At 63.0% G+C, this 16,956-nt stretch carries 10 protein-coding genes and 1 pseudogene; 7 read left to right on the top strand and 4 right to left on the bottom strand.

From position 1 onward, the window contains the following. Positions 1–40 precede the first annotated feature (40 nt). Complete coding sequence (locus tag ABID19_RS07635; protein WP_354489308.1) at positions 41–2,842, bottom strand: [protein-PII] uridylyltransferase; 2,802 nt, start codon at positions 2,840–2,842, stop codon at positions 41–43. Between the two features lie 241 nt (positions 2,843–3,083). Between ABID19_RS07635 and ABID19_RS07630 the strand changes: the two genes are divergently transcribed. From ABID19_RS07630 to ABID19_RS07615, 4 genes are all read left to right on the top strand, one after another. Further along, on the top strand, positions 3,084–5,588 hold the full coding sequence (locus ABID19_RS07630) for a heavy metal translocating P-type ATPase (protein WP_354489306.1): 2,505 nt from the start codon (positions 3,084–3,086) through the stop codon (positions 5,586–5,588). Between the two features lie 42 nt (positions 5,589–5,630). Continuing rightward, positions 5,631–6,017 (top strand): CopM family metallochaperone, encoded by a 387-nt coding sequence (gene copM / locus ABID19_RS07625; RefSeq protein WP_354489304.1) that lies wholly within the window; start codon positions 5,631–5,633, stop codon positions 6,015–6,017. Between the two features lie 110 nt (positions 6,018–6,127). Next, positions 6,128–6,973, top strand: a complete 846-nt coding sequence (locus ABID19_RS07620) for an aldo/keto reductase (protein ID WP_354489302.1) — start codon at positions 6,128–6,130, stop codon at positions 6,971–6,973. Between the two features lie 96 nt (positions 6,974–7,069). After that, complete coding sequence (locus ABID19_RS07615) at positions 7,070–7,828, top strand: MBL fold metallo-hydrolase (RefSeq protein ID WP_354489301.1); 759 nt, start codon at positions 7,070–7,072, stop codon at positions 7,826–7,828. A gap of 140 nt (positions 7,829–7,968) precedes the next feature. Here ABID19_RS07615 and mutS read toward each other — a convergent pair whose 3' ends face one another. Continuing rightward, on the bottom strand, positions 7,969–10,623 hold the full coding sequence (gene mutS, locus ABID19_RS07610) for a DNA mismatch repair protein MutS (RefSeq protein ID WP_354489500.1): 2,655 nt from the start codon (positions 10,621–10,623) through the stop codon (positions 7,969–7,971). Between the two features lie 205 nt (positions 10,624–10,828). Here mutS and ABID19_RS07605 point away from each other — a divergent pair, with 205 nt between their 5' ends. Further along, the gene (locus tag ABID19_RS07605; protein WP_354489299.1) at positions 10,829–13,108 is read left to right on the top strand and encodes an NADP-dependent malic enzyme; all 2,280 of its coding nucleotides are present in this window, start codon (positions 10,829–10,831) and stop codon (positions 13,106–13,108) included. Between the two features lie 34 nt (positions 13,109–13,142). Here the strand turns inward: ABID19_RS07605 and ABID19_RS07600 are convergent. After that, positions 13,143–13,261, bottom strand: a pseudogene (locus tag ABID19_RS07600) (IS5/IS1182 family transposase); the annotation flags it as partial. A gap of 140 nt (positions 13,262–13,401) precedes the next feature. Between ABID19_RS07600 and ABID19_RS07595 the strand changes: the two are divergent. Both ABID19_RS07595 and ABID19_RS07590 read left to right on the top strand, forming a co-directional pair. After that, positions 13,402–14,226: an alpha/beta fold hydrolase gene (locus ABID19_RS07595; RefSeq protein ID WP_354489297.1), complete on the top strand. Its 825-nt coding sequence runs from the start codon at positions 13,402–13,404 to the stop codon at positions 14,224–14,226. A 245-nt stretch (positions 14,227–14,471) separates the two neighbouring features. Then, positions 14,472–16,037, top strand: a complete 1,566-nt coding sequence (locus ABID19_RS07590) for an ArnT family glycosyltransferase (RefSeq protein WP_354489295.1) — start codon at positions 14,472–14,474, stop codon at positions 16,035–16,037. Positions 16,038–16,102: 65 nt separating this feature from the next. On the opposite strand, the gene ABID19_RS07585 is transcribed toward ABID19_RS07590, so the two are convergent. After that, complete coding sequence (locus tag ABID19_RS07585; protein WP_354489293.1) at positions 16,103–16,774, bottom strand: hypothetical protein; 672 nt, start codon at positions 16,772–16,774, stop codon at positions 16,103–16,105. Between the last annotated feature and the right edge of the window lie 182 nt (positions 16,775–16,956).

Here is a 16,956-nt window from a genome sequence, read left to right as displayed (position 1 = left end):
AGAGGGTGCCTGCGTGGTTGGGAAATAACGAGAGCGGCGTTCACTCGGCGGCGGCCTTGGCCTTGCCGCCGCGCTCGGGCACGGCGCCTTCGAGAGCCGCGATCAGCCTGTTGTGGATAGCGGTCATGCGCGTCGGACTGTCGATCTTCTGGCCAGTCAGGTCAGTGACATAGAAGGTGTCGATGACCTTTTCGCCGAAAGTGGTGATGTGCGCCGAGGCGATATCGAGCGACAGGTCGGACAAGGCTCCGGTGATCTCGGACAGCAGGCCCGGCCGGTCCAGCCCCTCGACCTCGATAACCGAGAACCGGTTCGACAGCGTGTTGCGGATTTCAGCGCGCGGCGGGATGCGGAAGACCTTGGCGCCGCGTCGCGGCTTGGTGCGCTTTTCGATCATCTCCGGCAGCCAGCTCTTGCCCGACAGCACGTCCTCGATCAGGCGGCCGACGCGCTCGGCGCGGCGGCGCTCGTCCTCGTCGCGGTCGAACTCCCTCGAGATCAGGATAGTGTCCAGCGCACGGCCATCGGAGGTGGTGAAGATCTGCGCATCGACGATATTGCCGCCTGCCGCCACACAGGCGCCGGCAATGACCGAAAGCAGGCGGGGATGGTCTTGCGCCAGCACGGTGATTTCGGTCACCGCCTCGAACTGGTGGGTCTTGATCATGGTGGCGAGCTTCTTGCCCGCCGCATCCGCCTCTCGAATGAATTCGGCGTGGCGAAGCTGGTCGGCGAGATCGACCGTCAGCAGATAGTTCTCGTAGTGCTGACCGACATAACGCTTGCGGGCCTTTTCGGGCCAATCGGCGAGCGCCTCGGCCAGCTTTTCGCGGGCAGCCGCGGTGCGCATCGCACGCGACACTTCTGAAAACCCGCCGGTCAACAGCAATTCGGTCTCGTAGTAGAGCGTGCGCAGCAACTGCCCCTTCCAGCCGTTCCAGACGCCCGGCCCGACGCCCCTGATATCGCAGATGGTGAGGACGAGCAGCAGCTTCAGCCGTTCGACCGACTGCACGATCGCGGCGAAGTCCTCGATCGTCTTGCGGTCGTTGAGATCGCGGGTCTGCGCCGTCATCGACATGACGAGATGGTTCTCGACCAGCCAGGCGACCGTTTCGGTGTCGGCCGCCGACAGTCCCATATGCGGGCAGATCCGTCGCGCGATCCGGGCGCCCGCTTCGGAATGGTCTTCCGGCCGCCCTTTGGCGATGTCGTGCAGCAGCACCGCGACATAAAGCGCCTCGCGGCTTTTCTTCAGCCCCGGCATCAGCGTGTGGGAGAGCGGATGTATCTTTTCACCATCGCCGCGCTCGATCTCGGCCAGCACGCCGATGCAGCGGATCAAATGCTCGTCCACCGTATAGTGGTGGTACATCGAGAACTGCATCATGGCGACGATCTTGCCGAAATCCGGGATCAGTTTTCCCAAAAGCCCCGCTTCGTTCATGCGCCGAAGGTTGAGTTCGGCGTTGCGGTCCGAGGTCAATATGTCGAGGAACAGCCGGTTGGCCTCCTCGTCGCGTCGGAGCGCCTTGCCGACGAGACCGAGCGAACGGGTCAACAGCTTCAGCGCATCGGGGTGGAATTCCAACCCGTGCTTATCGGCGAACCAGAACAGCCTCAAGAGATTGACCGGATCGCGCTCGAACACCTGGTCGTCGGCGATGTTGATGCGATGGTTGTCGATGATGAAATCGGACGTGCCGGCAAGTTTGCGCTTGCGGCGCGAGAAGGTGAGAAAGATGCGGTTGAAGCCAGGCACATGCTTGGCCTGCTCTTCCTCGAGCGCAGCGCAGAAAATGCGGGTGAGGTCGCCGACATCCTTGGCGACGAGGAAGTAATGCTTCATGAAGCGCTCGACCGCCGACAGGCCCGGATGCGTGGTGTAGCCCAGCCGTTCGGCGATCTCGCGCTGGATGTCGAAATGCAGCCGTTCCTCGGCCTTGCCGGTGAGGAAATGCATGTGGCAGCGCACCGCCCACAGGAAGTCCTCGGCCTTCTGGAATTCCCGATATTCGGTGCCGGTGAAGACGCCCTTGTCGACCAGTTCCTCGCCGGTGCGCACCCGGTAGAAGTATTTGCCGATCCAGAACAGCGTCTGCAGGTCGCGCAGGCCGCCCTTGCCGTCCTTGACGTTGGGTTCGACCAAATAGCGGCTTTCACCGGCCTTGGCGTGGCGTTCGTCGCGTTCGGCAAGCTTGGCCTGCACATATTCAGGCCCGGTCGTGCGCACCACCTCACGGTCGAAACGCTGCATGAGCTCGTCATAGAGCTTCTGCTCGCCCCACAGGAAACGCGCTTCAAGGATCGAGGTACGGATGGTGATGTCGGTGCGCGACTGCCGCAGGCATTCGTCGATGTTGCGGGTGGCGTGACCGACCTTCAGCCCCAGATCCCACAGCATGTAGAGCATGTATTCGACGATCTGCTCGCCCCATGGCGTCTGCTTGTAAGGCAGCAGGAAGAGGAGATCGATATCGGACCCCGGCGCCAGCGTGCCGCGGCCATAGCCGCCGACCGCGACGACGGCCATGCGTTCGGCCGATGACGGGTTTTTGACGCGATAGACATGGCTGGCGGCGAAATCGTAGAGCGCGCGGATGATTTCGTCCATGAGATGCGACAGCCGGGCGGCGCAAGCGGTGCCGCTGCCGTCGTCCATCAGCATGCGTTCGGCGGTGGTGCGGCCGGCGGCTAGCCTGCCCTTGAGAAGCTGGAGAACGCCGGCGCGCGCAACCTTGCCGGAGCCGTCGCCTGCCGTGGCCGCGGTCAGCGCGGTCATCTCGCGGCGCAAGGCTTCGCCGTCGATCAGTTCATCAAGCTTCAGAGAGATCTTTGCCATAAGTGCCGTTCGGCCTCGCCGTTTTGGCGGCGTCTATAGCGCGTTTTCGCGGCGCTGGGTATGGGGCGGACGGACACGCTCTCCGCGGTAGTCGTCGACAGCATGCAGCGGCGGCTGGATGCGGGATTTTCTGCCGGCGGTTGGCGCGCGGCTCGGCAAGAAAAACAGAATTGGCCCTTGACCTTCCAGTGACTGGAAGCACTACCTCCGTTTCAAGATCGAGACAGAGAGGCCTTTCCGCATGACCCATTCCGACCACGACCGTCACGCGCATAGCGGCTGCTGCTCGGCGAAAGCTGCTCCGCCCGTCGCGGACGCCGTCGTTCGCGATCCGGTCTGCGGCATGACCGTCGATTCGGCGGCCGGCAAGCCGACAGCCGAGCATGGCGGCCATCTCTATCATTTCTGCAGCGAGCGCTGCCGTTCGAAATTCACGGCCGAGCCGGAAAAGTACCTTACTGCAACCGACCCGGTCTGCGGCATGAATGTCGAACGTGCCACCGCCAAGCACTTTTCCCGGCATGAAGGCCAAGGCTTCTATTTTTGCTCCGCCGGCTGCAAGGTGAAATTCGAGGCGGAGCCGGCAAAGTATCTTGGCGATCGGCCGCAGCCGCAGGCGATGCCGAAAGGCACGCAATACACCTGCCCGATGCATCCGGAAATCGTCCGTGACAAACCAGGCTCCTGCCCGATCTGCGGCATGGCGCTGGAACCGATGGGTGTACCATCAGGTGATGAGGGCCCGAACCCGGAGCTGGTCGATTTCACCAGGCGCTTCTGGGTGAGTGCCGTGTTGTCCGTGCCATTGCTGATCTTCGCCATGGCGCCGATGCTCGGCCTGACGTTTAGCGCCTTCATCGAGGATTCGGCGAAGGTCTGGGTGGAACTGGCGCTGGCGAGCCCGGTTGTGCTGTGGGCCGCTTTTCCCTTCTTCCATCGCGGTTGGGATTCGGTTCTCAACCGCAGCCCCAACATGTGGACGCTGATTTCGCTCGGCGTTGGTGCCGCCTATCTCTACAGCGTCGTCGCCACGCTGTTCCCGGACATATTCCCGCACCAGTTCCGCAGTCATGAGGGCACTGTGCCGGTCTATTTCGAGGCGGCCGCCGTCATCGTCGCGCTGGTGTTCCTCGGCCAGGTGCTGGAATTGCGAGCCCGTGAAAAAACCGGCTCGGCGATTCGCGCGCTGCTCGATCTCGCACCGAAGACCGCTCGGCTGATTGCCGAGGACGGTTCCGAAAACGACGTGCCGCTCGACACGGTCAAGGCCGGCGATCGCCTGCGCATCCGCCCCGGCGACGCCGTGCCGGTCGACGGCATCGTGCTGGACGGTCGCTCTTCCATCGACGAATCGATGCTGTCAGGCGAGCCGCTGCCGGTCGAAAAGACTGAAGGCGACCCCCTCACCGGCGGCACGCTCAACAAGAACGGTTCGCTGATCATGCGCGCCGACAAAGTCGGCGCCGAGACCACGCTGGCGCGGATCGTCGAGCTCGTCGCCAAGGCACAGCGTTCGCGCGCGCCGATTCAAGGCCTGGCCGACCGCGTCTCCTTCTATTTCGTCCCGGCCGTCGTGGTGGTTGCGATCGTTGCGTTCATCGCCTGGGCGATCTTCGGGCCGCAACCCAGCCTGATCTTTGCCATCGTCTCGGCGGTCTCGGTGCTGATCATCGCCTGTCCCTGCGCGCTGGGGCTTGCCACGCCGATGTCGATCATGACCGCCACGGGGCGTGGCGCGCATGCCGGCGTGCTGATCAAGGACGCCGAGGCGCTCGAACGCTTTGCCTCGGTCGACACGCTGATCGTCGACAAAACAGGCACATTGACCGAAGGCCGGCCGAGCTTGACCGACGTCGTCGCTGCCGAGGGCACGACGGAAGATGACCTGCTGGCACTTGCCGCCGGCCTGGAAAAAGGCTCGGAGCATCCGCTGGCCGAGGCGATCGTCGAAGGTGCCCGTGAGCGCGGGGTAAAGATCCCCGAGGCCGACGGTTTCGAGGCGGTCACCGGCAAGGGCGTTGCCGGCACGGTGTCGGGAAAGAAGGTCGCGCTCGGCAACGCCGCGATGATGGCCGACCTCGGCATCGATATCGCATCCGTCTCGACCACCGCCGAGACGCTGCAGGCCGCAGGCAAGACCGCGATGTTCGTCGCCGTCGGCAACAGGCTGGCCGGCATTGTCGCCGTCGCCGACCCGATCAAGGCGACGACATCAGAGGCGATCAAGGCGCTGCACGAGCGCGGGCTGAAGATCATCATGGCGACCGGCGACAACGAACGCACGGCGAAAGCCATCGCTAGCAAACTCGGCATCGACGAGGTGCGTGCCGGCCTGCTGCCGGAACAGAAGAGTGCGCTGGTCGAGGAGCTGCGCGCCAGGGGCGCCGGCGTCGCCATGGCCGGCGACGGCGTTAACGACGCACCGGCGCTGGCCGCCGCCGATGTCGGCATCGCCATGGGAACCGGCGCCGATGTCGCGGTCGAAAGCGCTGGGATCACGCTGGTCAAGGGCGATCTCAACGGCATCGTCCGGGCCCGCACGCTCGCCCAGGCGACGATCCGCAATATCCGCCAGAACCTGTTCTTCGCCTTTCTCTACAACGTGCTTGGCGTGCCGGTCGCCGCCGGCGTGTTCTATCCGCTCACCGGCTCGCTGTTGTCGCCGATGCTGGCGGCTGCGGCGATGAGCTTGTCCTCGGTTTCGGTCATCACCAACGCGTTGCGGCTCCGGACGTTGAAACTCTGAGCGAAATCCCCAGATAGGAATTCGTTCAAAAGGAGATCATGAATGACCTTGGCCAAGAAGATCGTGCTGCTGCTGATGGCGGCGGGAATGCTGCTTGCGGTTTTCCTCGAAAGCATTCCATCGCAAGCCCAGGAGATGAAGCACGACATGGGGGCGATGAGCGCGCAAAGCCCCTCAACCGACGGCTACAAGGCGGTGATGGACAAGATGCACACGGCGATGATGGCAATCGAGCATTCCGGTAATGCTGATGTCGATTTCGCCCGCGGCATGATCCCGCATCACCAGGCGGCCATCGACATGGCCAAAGTCGAGCTCGCCAATGGCAAGGATCCGGAAATGCGCAAGCTGGCTGAAGCGGTGATCGCGGCGCAGGAAGCCGAGATCAAGCAGATGCAGGATTGGCTTGCCGCCCATCCTGTGAAGTAGCCATCAACCAGCCCGGGGGAAATTCAGGGCCGGGGGAAATTCAGGGAAGGACTTTCATCTGGATTTCTCCCGAAGGGTGTGCTGCCATCGGGCCTCGACTGGAGCGCGCCATGCCATCTATGATGAGAACCACGACATTGCCCTCGGGCGAAGCCGTTCCCGTGCTGGGCCAAGGCACTTGGAAAATGGGCGAGGATTTCAGCCGCCATGCCGATGAGGTCAACGCCCTGAAGCTCGGGCTCGATCTCGGCATGACGCTGATCGACACCGCCGAAATGTATGCCAGCGGCGGGGCCGAGGAGGTGGTGGCGGATGCCATTGCCGGGCGCCGCGACGAGGTGTTCCTGGTCTCCAAGGTGCTGCCGTCCAACGCCTCGCGCACCGGCGTACCGGCGGCCTGCGACCGAAGCCTCAGGCATCTGCGCACCGACCGCATCGATCTCTATCTGCTGCATTGGCCCGGCAGCGTGCCGCTGACGGAAACGGTCGAGGCCTTCGAGGCGTTGAAAAAGGCCGGTAAGATTCGCCACTGGGGCGTCAGCAATTTCGACACCCATGAGATGGAGGAACTGGTCAGCCTGCCGGGCGGCGACAACGTCCAGAGCAACCAGATCCTCTACAATCTGACCCAGCGCGGCCCCGAATTCGACCTTGCGCCCTGGAGCCGGCAGCGTGGCATTCCGCTGATGGCCTATTCGCCGGTCGATCAGGGCGTATTGGCGCGCAACGCCAGGCTCGAAGCCATCGCCGCTCGCCACAATGCCACGCCGGCGCAAATCGCGCTTGCCTGGGTGATGCGCCAAGACGACGTCATCGCCATTCCCAAGGCCAGCCGGCAGGAGCATGTCCGCCAGAACGTCGCCGCGCTCGACATCATGCTCACCTCACAAGATTTCGCCGACCTCGACCGCGCCTTCCCGCCGCCGACCCGCAAGCGCGGGCTGGAGATGATCTAGATTCCGAAAGTGGGAACTGGTTTTCAGAAGAACAGAGAGTGAGCATTGGAACGAATTTCAGCTGGGCATCATCACACGGCATACAAAATCGGGGATATGACGGTCACGTCGCTGCGCGACGGTTATGTTGACATGCCAACAAGGCGGCTGCGCCAGCCTGGAAACATTGTATTCGGCGATAACCTGCCGTCGCAAGTTCCACTCATTGCCGGCGCGCTCCGGTTATCCGTCAACGCCTTTGCCATCGATGACGGCGACGAAATCACGCTGATCGACACAGGGGCTTCGAACGCCTGGCACCCGACAATGGGGCATCTGCCCAAGGCGCTGCGCGAGGCGAAGATCGCCGTCGACCGGGTGCGCACTGTTGCCTTCACCCACACCCATCTCGACCATATCCACGGGCTGATCCTTGCCGACGGTGGCGACGGCTTCCCGCAACTCTCACGCCTGCTTGTCCCGCGAGCCGAGCTCGGCATGTTCCGGGCGGAGGCGAGGCTGGAACGCTTCCACGGCCGGGCGCAGCCCTTCGATCCTGGGCAGCGCCTTAGCGCGCCTATCGATACGATCGCCGCCCCTGGCCATGAAGTCGGCCACACCTGCTTTCGCCTTGTGAGCGACGGCGAAACACTATTGATCTGGGGCGACATTGTGCATGTGCCATCGCTTCAATTCGACCACCCGGAGATCGCGTGGGAGTTCGACGCCGACCAGGAGCAGGCGAGGACAACCCGGCGGCAAATACTGGCGATGGCAACTGGCAACGCCTGCTACGTCGCGGGAGCGCATCTCGATTCACCGGGCGTCGGTAGGGTTTCCCGCACCGAAACAGCCTTTCGCTTCGAGCCCTTGTAAAAGACTCTGGCCGAGCGCCGCCAGCGTCGTTGCAGCGCGCGGGAAAAGACCGCCGCATCGTCGAAAGCGCGTCCCAGCGTGAGCGCGCCCTGGATGGCGCAGACTGTCTCGAGTTCGTCCGCCCTGGTCGGGCTGTGGTGCTACGGCTTCCCCACCATGCCCTTCAGCCGGTACAGCGCCTCCAGCGCCTCGCGTGGCGTCATCTCGTCGGGATTGATCGCGCCCAGCGCCACACCCAGCGCATCGTCCTTCGCCGGCTTCGGCGCCTCCCGTTTCGCTGCCACCGAAAACAGCGGCAGGTCGTCGACCAGCCGGTTCGCCTTGCCCGAGACCTCGCCGGCTTCCAGCTGGTGCAGCACCTCCTTCGCGCGGCCGACCACGGCTTCCGGCAGGCCGGCCAACCGTGCCACCTGCACGCCATAGGAGCGGTCGGCGGCACCCTTGCCGACCTCGTGCAGGAAGACCACGTCGCCCTCCCATTCCTTGACCCGCATGGTGACGTTGTGCAGTCGAGCGAGTTTGCTGGCCAGCGCCGTCATCTCGTGGAAATGGGTGGCGAAGATCGCCCGGCAGCGGTTCTTTTCGTGCAGATATTCGACCGCCGCCCAGGCGATCGACAGGCCGTCGAAGGTAGCGGTGCCGCGGCCGATCTCGTCGAGGATCACCAGCGCGCGTTCGCCGGCCTGGTTGAGGATCGCCGCCGTTTCGACCATCTCGACCATGAAGGTCGAGCGGCCGCGCGCCAGATCGTCCGAGGCGCCGACACGCGAAAACAGCCGGTCGACGACGCCGATATGGGCTGACGTCGCCGGCACGAAGGAGCCGGTCTGGGCGAGGATGGCGATCAGCGCGTTCTGCCTGAGGAAGGTTGATTTGCCGCCCATATTGGGACCGGTCAGCAGCCATATCGCGCCGTTTTTGGTGTCCCCTTCCGGCGACAGATCGCAATCGTTGGCAACGAACGGTCCTTCGCCCGAACGCCGCAGCGACTGTTCCACCACTGGATGCCGCCCGCCCGAAATTGCGAAGGCGAGGCTCGCGTCCACCAGCGGCCGGCACCAGGCCTCGCTTTCTGACAGTAGGGCGAGTGCTGCCGAGACGTCGAGCACAGCGAGCGCTTCGGCCCCGGCGCGGATCGCGTCCGCTTGGCCGACCGCTTCCGCCGTCAGCCTGTCGAAGGCGGCGAGCTCTATCGCCAGCGCCCGGTCGGCTGCATTGGCGATCTTCGTTTCCAGCTCGGCCAGTTCCGTCGTGGTGAAGCGCATGGCGTTGGCCATGGTCTGGCGATGGATGAAGCGGGCTTTCGCCCCATCGCTGCCGGTCATGATCGCATGGTGGTTGGCGGTGACCTCGATATAGTAGCCGAGCACATTGTTGTGCCGGATTTTCAGTGAGCGGATGCCGGTCTCGTCGATCAGCGAGCGCTCCAGCCCGGCGATCACTTTTCGCGATTCGTCGCGCAGTGCCCGCATCTCGTCGAGTTCGGCGTGGTAGCCGCTGCGGACGAAGCCGCCATCGCGCTTGAGCAGCGGCAGCTCGTCGCCGAGAGCCTGCGTCAGATGCTCGGCCAGCGGGCGCGGCAGCGCCTCGATCGCCGCCAGTGCCGCCGCCAGTTCTTGTGGAACGGCGGTCGCTCCAAACAGTTCGGCAATAGTGCCGGCGGCCTCGAATCCGGCACGCAGCGCGCCGAGATCGCGCGGACCGCCGCGATTGAGGGCCAGCCGGGACAGGGCGCGGGGCATGTCGGCGACACTCTTCAGGCTCGCCCGCACCGCCTGGCATAGGCGTGTCTCGGACCGGAAGAACGACACCGAATCCAGCCTTGCGCCAATTGCCGCCGGATCGGTCAGCGGCGCCATCAGCCGGTCGGCGAGCAGCCGCGCACCGCCGCCGGTCACCGTGCGGTCGATCGCCTTGAACAGCGAGCCCTCGCGGCTGCCGGACAAGGTACGCAGTAGTTCCAGATTGGCGCGTGTCGCCGGATCGATGAACAGCGTCGAGCCCTGCTCCTCCCGCTCGGGCCGCGACAGCGGCGGCCGCTCGGCTTTCTGCGTCTTTTCGACATAGGCGATGACACCCGAGATCGCCGACAGTTCGGCGCGCGAAAACGTGCCGAAACTGTCCGGCGTCGCCACCTCGAAGAAACGGGCAATGCGGCCCGCGGCAGACGCCGAGTCGAACAGGTTCGGCGGCTGCGGACTGGCGACGCGGCCAAGTACGTCGAACACCGGTTTCAGCTCGGGGTCATAAAACACCGGCTCGGCGACGATCAACTCGCGCGGGTCGACGCGGAAGACATCGGCGAGCAGCCGATCGGCGGTGGTCTCGGCAACGCGGAAGGCACCGGTCGAGATCTCGATCCAGGCCAGCGCGAAGGAGTGTTGTTCCGCTCCGCCCTTGACCCGGCCAAGCGCCATCAGGAAACTCGATTCCGACGGCGCCAGCAATTTGTCCTCGGTGATGGTGCCGGGCGTCACCAGCCGCACCACATCGCGGCGCACCACCGACTTGCCGCCGCGCTTCTTCGCCTCGGCCGGATCCTCGATCTGCTCACAGACAGCGACGCGGAACCCTTGTCCGATCAGCTTCTGCAGATAGTCGTCGGCCGCATGCACCGGCACGCCGCACATCGGGATGTCGAGGCCCTGGTGCTTGCCACGCTTGGTCAAGACGATGCCGAGCGCCCGGCTCGCCTTCTCGGCGTCGTCGAAGAACAGCTCGTAGAAATCGCCCATACGGTAGAACAGCAGCGAATCCGGGTTCGCCGCCTTGATCTCGATATACTGCTCCATCATCGGCGTCGCCGGCGCAAAGGCCGGCGTAGCGCTCTCGCTGCGAATGGGCGTTTCGTCGTTCAAGAAACCGCTTCCAAAATTTGCCAAGCCACTTGCTTGGCTGTTTACAGCGGCGAAGTGTAGCCTTAATCCCGAACGTTCCACAAAAGAAAGCATTGCACCCGTTTTAACGAGGTGCTGCACGGGTGAGGAAATCGAAAGCATCATGGCCAGGAAGACCGAGAACAACGGACCCTCCGTCAGTGCGCAGGAGGCGCTCGAATTCCACGCCATGGGCCGGCCCGGCAAGCTGGAGATCGTCGCCACCAAGCCGATGGCGACGCAGCGCGACTTGAGCCTTGCCTATTCACCCGGCGTCGCGGTTCCCGTCCTAGCCATCGCCGAGGATCCGAGCCGCGCCTTCGACTATACGGCGCGCGGCAACATGGTCGCCGTCATTTCCAACGGCACCGCCATCCTCGGCCTCGGCAATCTCGGCGCGCTGGCCTCGAAGCCGGTGATGGAAGGCAAGGCGGTGCTGTTCAAGCGCTTTGCCGATGTCGATTCCATCGACCTCGAAGTCGACACCGAGGATGCAGACGAATTCATCAACTGCGTGCGCTATCTCGGCCCCTCCTTCGGCGGCATCAACCTCGAAGACATCAAGGCGCCGGAATGTTTCATCATCGAGCAGCGCCTGCGCGAATTGATGGACATTCCCGTCTTCCATGACGACCAGCACGGCACCGCCATCATCTCGGCCGCCGGCCTGATCAACGCGCTGGAGATCACCGGCCGCGATATGAAGACCACGAAAATGGTCTGCAATGGCGCCGGCGCGGCCGGTATCGCCTGCATCGAGCTGATGAAGGCGATGGGCTTCGCGCCTGAAAACATCATCCTGTGCGACACCAAGGGCGTCGTCTTCCAGGGCCGCACCGAAGGCATGAACCAGTGGAAATCGGCGCACGCCGTCAAGACCGACGCGCGCTCGCTGGCCGAGGCGCTCGAGGGCGCCGACGTCTTCCTCGGCCTCTCCGCCAAGGGCGCGCTGACCACCAGGATGGTGCAATCGATGGCCAAGAACCCGATCATCTTCGCCATGGCCAATCCCGACCCGGAGATCACGCCCGAGGAAGTCGCCGAAATCCGCACCGATGCCATCATGGCGACCGGCCGCTCCGATTACCCGAACCAGGTCAACAATGTGCTTGGCTTTCCCTACATCTTCCGCGGTGCACTGGATGTGCGGGCTACCACCATCAATGACGACATGAAGATCGCCGCGGCGCGTGCGCTCGCCGAACTGGCGCGCCAGGACGTGCCTGACGACGTCGCCGCCGCCTACCAGGGCATGCGGCCGAAATTCGGCCCAAACTACATCATCCCGGTGCCGTTCGACCCGCGCCTGATCTCAGCCATTCCGATCGCGGTCGCCAAGGCGGCGATGGACTCAGGCGTCGCCCGCAAGCCAATCCTCGATCTCGACCGCTACGCCCAGGAGCTTTCCGCCCGCCGTGACCCGATCGCTTCGACGCTGCAGCGCATCTACGACCGCGTGCGCCGCCAGCCCAAGCGTATTGTCTTCGCCGAGGGTGAGGAGGAGCAGGTGATGCGCGCCGCCGTCTCCTATGTGAATCAGCGGCTCGGCACGGCCATCCTGCTCGGCCGCGACGACGTCATCAAGGAGAACGCCAGGAACGCCGGCATCGAGATCGACAGGCAAGGAATCGAGATCATCAACGCCAGGCTGTCGCGCCGCAACGGCGTCTACACCGACTATCTGTACGAGCGCATGCAGCGCAAGGGCTTCCTGTTCCGCGATTGCCAGCGCCTGATCAACAATGATCGCAATCATTTCGCCGCCTGCATGGTGGCGCTGGGCGACGCCGACGGCATCGTCACCGGGGTCACTCGCAACTATTCGACGGCGCTCGACGACATCCGCCGCGTCATCGACGCCAAACCCGGCCACCGCGTCATCGGCGCCTCGATCGTGCTGGCGCGGGGCCGAACCGTGATCGTCGCCGACACCGCCGTCCACGACATGCCGAATGCCGAACAGATCGCCGACATCGCCGAGGAAGCCGCCGGCTTTGCCCGCCGCATGGGTTACGAGCCAAGGCTCGCCATGCTTGCCTATTCCACCTTCGGCCATCCGCAGGGCGAGCGCTCCGAGCGCGTTCAGGAAGCGGTGCGCATCCTCGACAAGCGGCGCGTCGATTTCGAGTATGATGGCGAGATGGCCGCCGACGTGGCACTGAACGCCCGTGCCATGGCGCAATACCCATTCATCCGGCTGACCGGCCCGGCCAATGTGCTGATCATGCCGGCCTTCCACTCGGCTTCGATCTCGACCAAGATGCTGCAGGAACTCGGCGGCTCCACCGTCATCGGCCCGCTGCTGGTCGGCTTGAACAAGCCGGTGCAGATCGTCTCGCTCAACGCCAAGGATTCCGACATCGTCAACATGGCGGCGATTGCGGCATATTCGGCGGGAGCGTGAGAGACCGCTCGATCCAGATCGCCAGATCCCGGCACCAGAAGATGCCGTTAAGCACGCGGCGGTCGTCGACGCGTGGCACGCCTCTCGCGGCTTGTCGGGCAGGAACGGCTTGATCGCGCGCCATTCAAAGTCTGTCGGATCATATCGGCTCATTGTGAGCCTGAATCGGAGTCCGGCGCGATGGCACCAGCAAACGCTCCAATAGCTTTCGCTTCGATCTGCATCGGGAAAACTGAAACCGGACATCCAGTTTTGCGTTGTCTCCCCGACTGACGCGGGTCGGACAGAGAATCATGACGAACAATTGGCAGGTGCCGGAGCGCTTCGACTTCCGTGGCTACGCGATCGCATGGGGGACGATTGGAGCAGGGCCGCCCGCAATCGTGCTTCACGGAACGCCATTTTCGTCCGTCGAATGGCGGCGCATAGCGCCGCTTCTGGGACGGGAGCGACAAATCTTCTACTTCGACATGCTTGGCTACGGTCAGTCCGACAAACCCGACGCCAACGTGTCGCGCGGCGTGCAGAGCGAGCTTTTCGCTGCCCTCTATGCACATTGGGGCGTCAAGAACCCGGACGTGGTTGCCCACGATTTCGGTGGATCGAATGCGCTTCGCGGACACATATTGAACGAGCTTGACTATCGAAGCCTTGTCCTCATCGACCCGGTCGCAATCAGCCCCCAAGGCTCACCGCTTGTTCAGGCCGCAAAGGAGAATGAGCAGGTGTTTGCGAACCTGCCAGCCTATATCCACGAAGCTATGCTTAGGGCCTATATCGGCACCGCAGTGGCCAACGAATTACGCGAAGACGAGATGAAGCTTTACCTCGACCCGTGGCTGGGAGATGTTGGCCAGAAGGCGTTCTGGCGGCAGATTGCCCAGATGGATGACAAGTACAGCCAGCAGGTTGAGTGGCGATATGGCGAGATACGCTGCCCCGTGACAATCCTATGGGGCGAAGATGACGAGTGGATACCGATCGCCGATGGCAGGGAACTGGCAAGGCGGATAGCCAACGCGCCGTTCCTGTCCGTTCCGGAGGCGAAACACCTGTTGCAAGAGGATGCGCCGGAAGCGATTGTCGCGACGACACTGCGTTTCTGGGATAGGCTGTGAACATAACCGGAGAGCAACGGTGGCTTCAAGCGTTTCTGATCTTGATGCTGCCGATCCCGCAGACCACGTCATCTCGGGAATCCCCGATTAATGGGATCACGGCCTAATCCGTGGCAATTGCGGCATCGAGATCCCAAGATCTGAGCTTCCCATCACGCAAAAACTGACGACCGGGAATACCGTTCCGACGCTTGGGAGTAAAACCCGGTCACCGATTGTTCTCTGCTCTACAGTCGTGTAACGCCGTGCCGCTGGCGCAAACGGGTGACCACATTTTGCAGAAGATAGAAGAACTGATTGATTGGCTTGCCGACGACAAGATCGGCCGGCTTTACGCCGCGGTGCTCTTCGTCGCTCTTTATTTCGCCTTCCAAACTGCGACGCTGCCGCTCCTTAGCCTTTGGGCAGGCAACGGCGTGAACATCGACGATGCCGAGCAACTGATTTATCTGCCGCATCTTGCTGCCGGCTATGGTGGTTCGCAGCCACCGCTCTACAACTGGATTGCCTGGACAGTGAGCCAAGGGTTCGGGACGAGCATCTTCAGCCTTAAACTCGTTAGATATGTCCTGCTTTTCGTCGGCTTTGCCGCCACCCACGCTGCAATGCGCCGCCTTGGCTATAAGCAGGTCACTGCAGCCGCCGCCATGTTCGGACTGATGACGGTGCCGCTGCTGTTTTGGGAAGCGCAACACAGCTTGACGCATTCGGTGGCCGCCTTCGCCTTTTGCGCGGTCACGCTGCTCGCTTTTGCTTATCTCGTCGATATCAGGACGCCGCTGGCCTATGCGTGCTTCGGCCTGACGGCCGCACTGGCCGCGCTCGCCAAGTTCAACGATGTCCTCATGCTGGTAGCACTGCTCTCGGCGGCAATGACTGTGCGGGCCTACCGACCAGCGCTGGTTTCGCCATGGACACTGCTCAGCATGGCGGTCTTCGTGCTTGTTCTGACCCCGACGACAGTTTGGAGCTACTACCATTCGGACGCAATTTTCGCCCGTATATCCAAGTTTGGCATAGCCGATGATGACGACGGGATGATCGGCGTCCGCGGCGAGGGGTTGTTCAAAATCATATTCGCTACCGCCTCATTCAGCATCATGACTCTATGCGTCTACGTCCTCGGCTTCGCCTGGAAACGGAGTTTCCCCCGACGCCAGGACGCTTTCAATGCACCGCAGGACAAGTTGCTTGAGCGTGCATTGCTGATAGGCCTTCTTGCTGTGCTGCTGCTGATGCTGGCAAGCGGCAGCACGTCGTTGCGCAACCGGTGGCTGCTGCCGGTTCTTTTCCTGCTGCCGCTTTATCTTGCCGCACGCATGGAAAGGCTGGGCGAGTTCGGGCGGCAGGTTCAGCGCTTCGTAATCGCCTTGGCTGTCGTTATAGCTCTGCTTGTGACACCGTTCACTTGGTATGCGCAACTGATGGGCGGGGGAGGCAAATCTCGCACCGCAAGACTGGACTTCAAAGAGCTCTATTCCGATCTGCTGGCCACCGGGCCGGTGCGCACGATACTCGGCAGTTCCTCGTGGGTTGGGAACTTCCGCCTCGCCGAGGGCGACCTCGTGCTGCTCAATCCCGAGGTTCCGGAGCTGAAAGAGCTGCTCCAGGATCCTGCGGTGTTGATGTGGCTGGACGAAGACCGGCCCGATCCGACAGTGGTAGAGCTCTTGCGGCAAACAGACTACGAGCTCAGCAACCAAACCGGTACGCTGATCGGCAAAGAACTGTTCGGGTCTACATCGGGCAGGCGCATCTATTTCGCCCGCCTTCACAAGCGCGGTTCGGCGGGCACAAGCGCACAAGATTGAATGTAGTCAAGGATTGCCGCTTGTACCCACCGCAGGTGTCGACCCTTGGCATCGGGTAGGGCAGTTCAATTCCAGCCGCGGCAGCTCTGATAGGCACGCCGCCAGTAGCGCCAGCCAGTCGTCTTCCATTTCCAGAATTCATAGCCGCAGCCGCCATGGTCGGAAGCGACGATCGTCACGCCGCCCCAAAACCAGGAGCCGTGGTGACCATGGTGATTGCCGTGGTGGCCGTCGTGGTCCTTGCCGGGTTTGCATCCGAAAATCTTGCAAGGCAGCTTGGGCCTATGCTTGAGGATCGGTGGCTTGGCTTTGCAGCTAATTACCGCGCAGTCGATTTTCGCATTTATCCTGGGGCGGATCTTATCGCCAAAGGACGGCAGTTTGCCTGTTGGCCTGAAGGTTTGGGTGCGACGGGCGAGGCGCGTTTGCGGCATCGCCGAATTCTGCTTCACCGCCTGTGAAACGCCGTGTTTCATCTTGAACTTGTTTTCTCCGGCCTGGGCGCCGTTGGTGACGGCCATGGCCCCGATGATCGTGGCCAGCAGCAAAACGATGCCGGCGAAATGATGTTCGATCCTGAACATCGATGTCAGGCGCGCCATGCCTTTGGCCGGCGCGGCCGATCTTTCCTGACGCGCGCGAGCCATAGCGCCGGTGTAGAGTTTCTCGTACTGCGTCAGCGTCAACGCGCCAGGATCGACGCCACTGAAAGCGACGACTGTTACGGGAGTAGACATCTTCCTGATCCTTCAGTTGGTTGGCGGCCTCGACCGCGGAGCCGTCCCGACGGGTTCGCTCCATAGCGCGGCTTTTCGCCCCCGGATGTTTCGGACGAATGCCGAAATCCGACTGAAGTGTTTCAATTGTTGACCCGTGCAGTGCGCCCGTTGGCAGTGCACTCGGCGTCGCGCCCATTCCC

Origin of the sequence: Mesorhizobium robiniae (genome assembly GCF_040545535.1) — a bacterium.
Taxonomy (GTDB): domain Bacteria; phylum Pseudomonadota; class Alphaproteobacteria; order Rhizobiales; family Rhizobiaceae; genus Mesorhizobium; species Mesorhizobium robiniae.
This window is presented reverse-complemented; position numbering and strand designations above follow the sequence as displayed.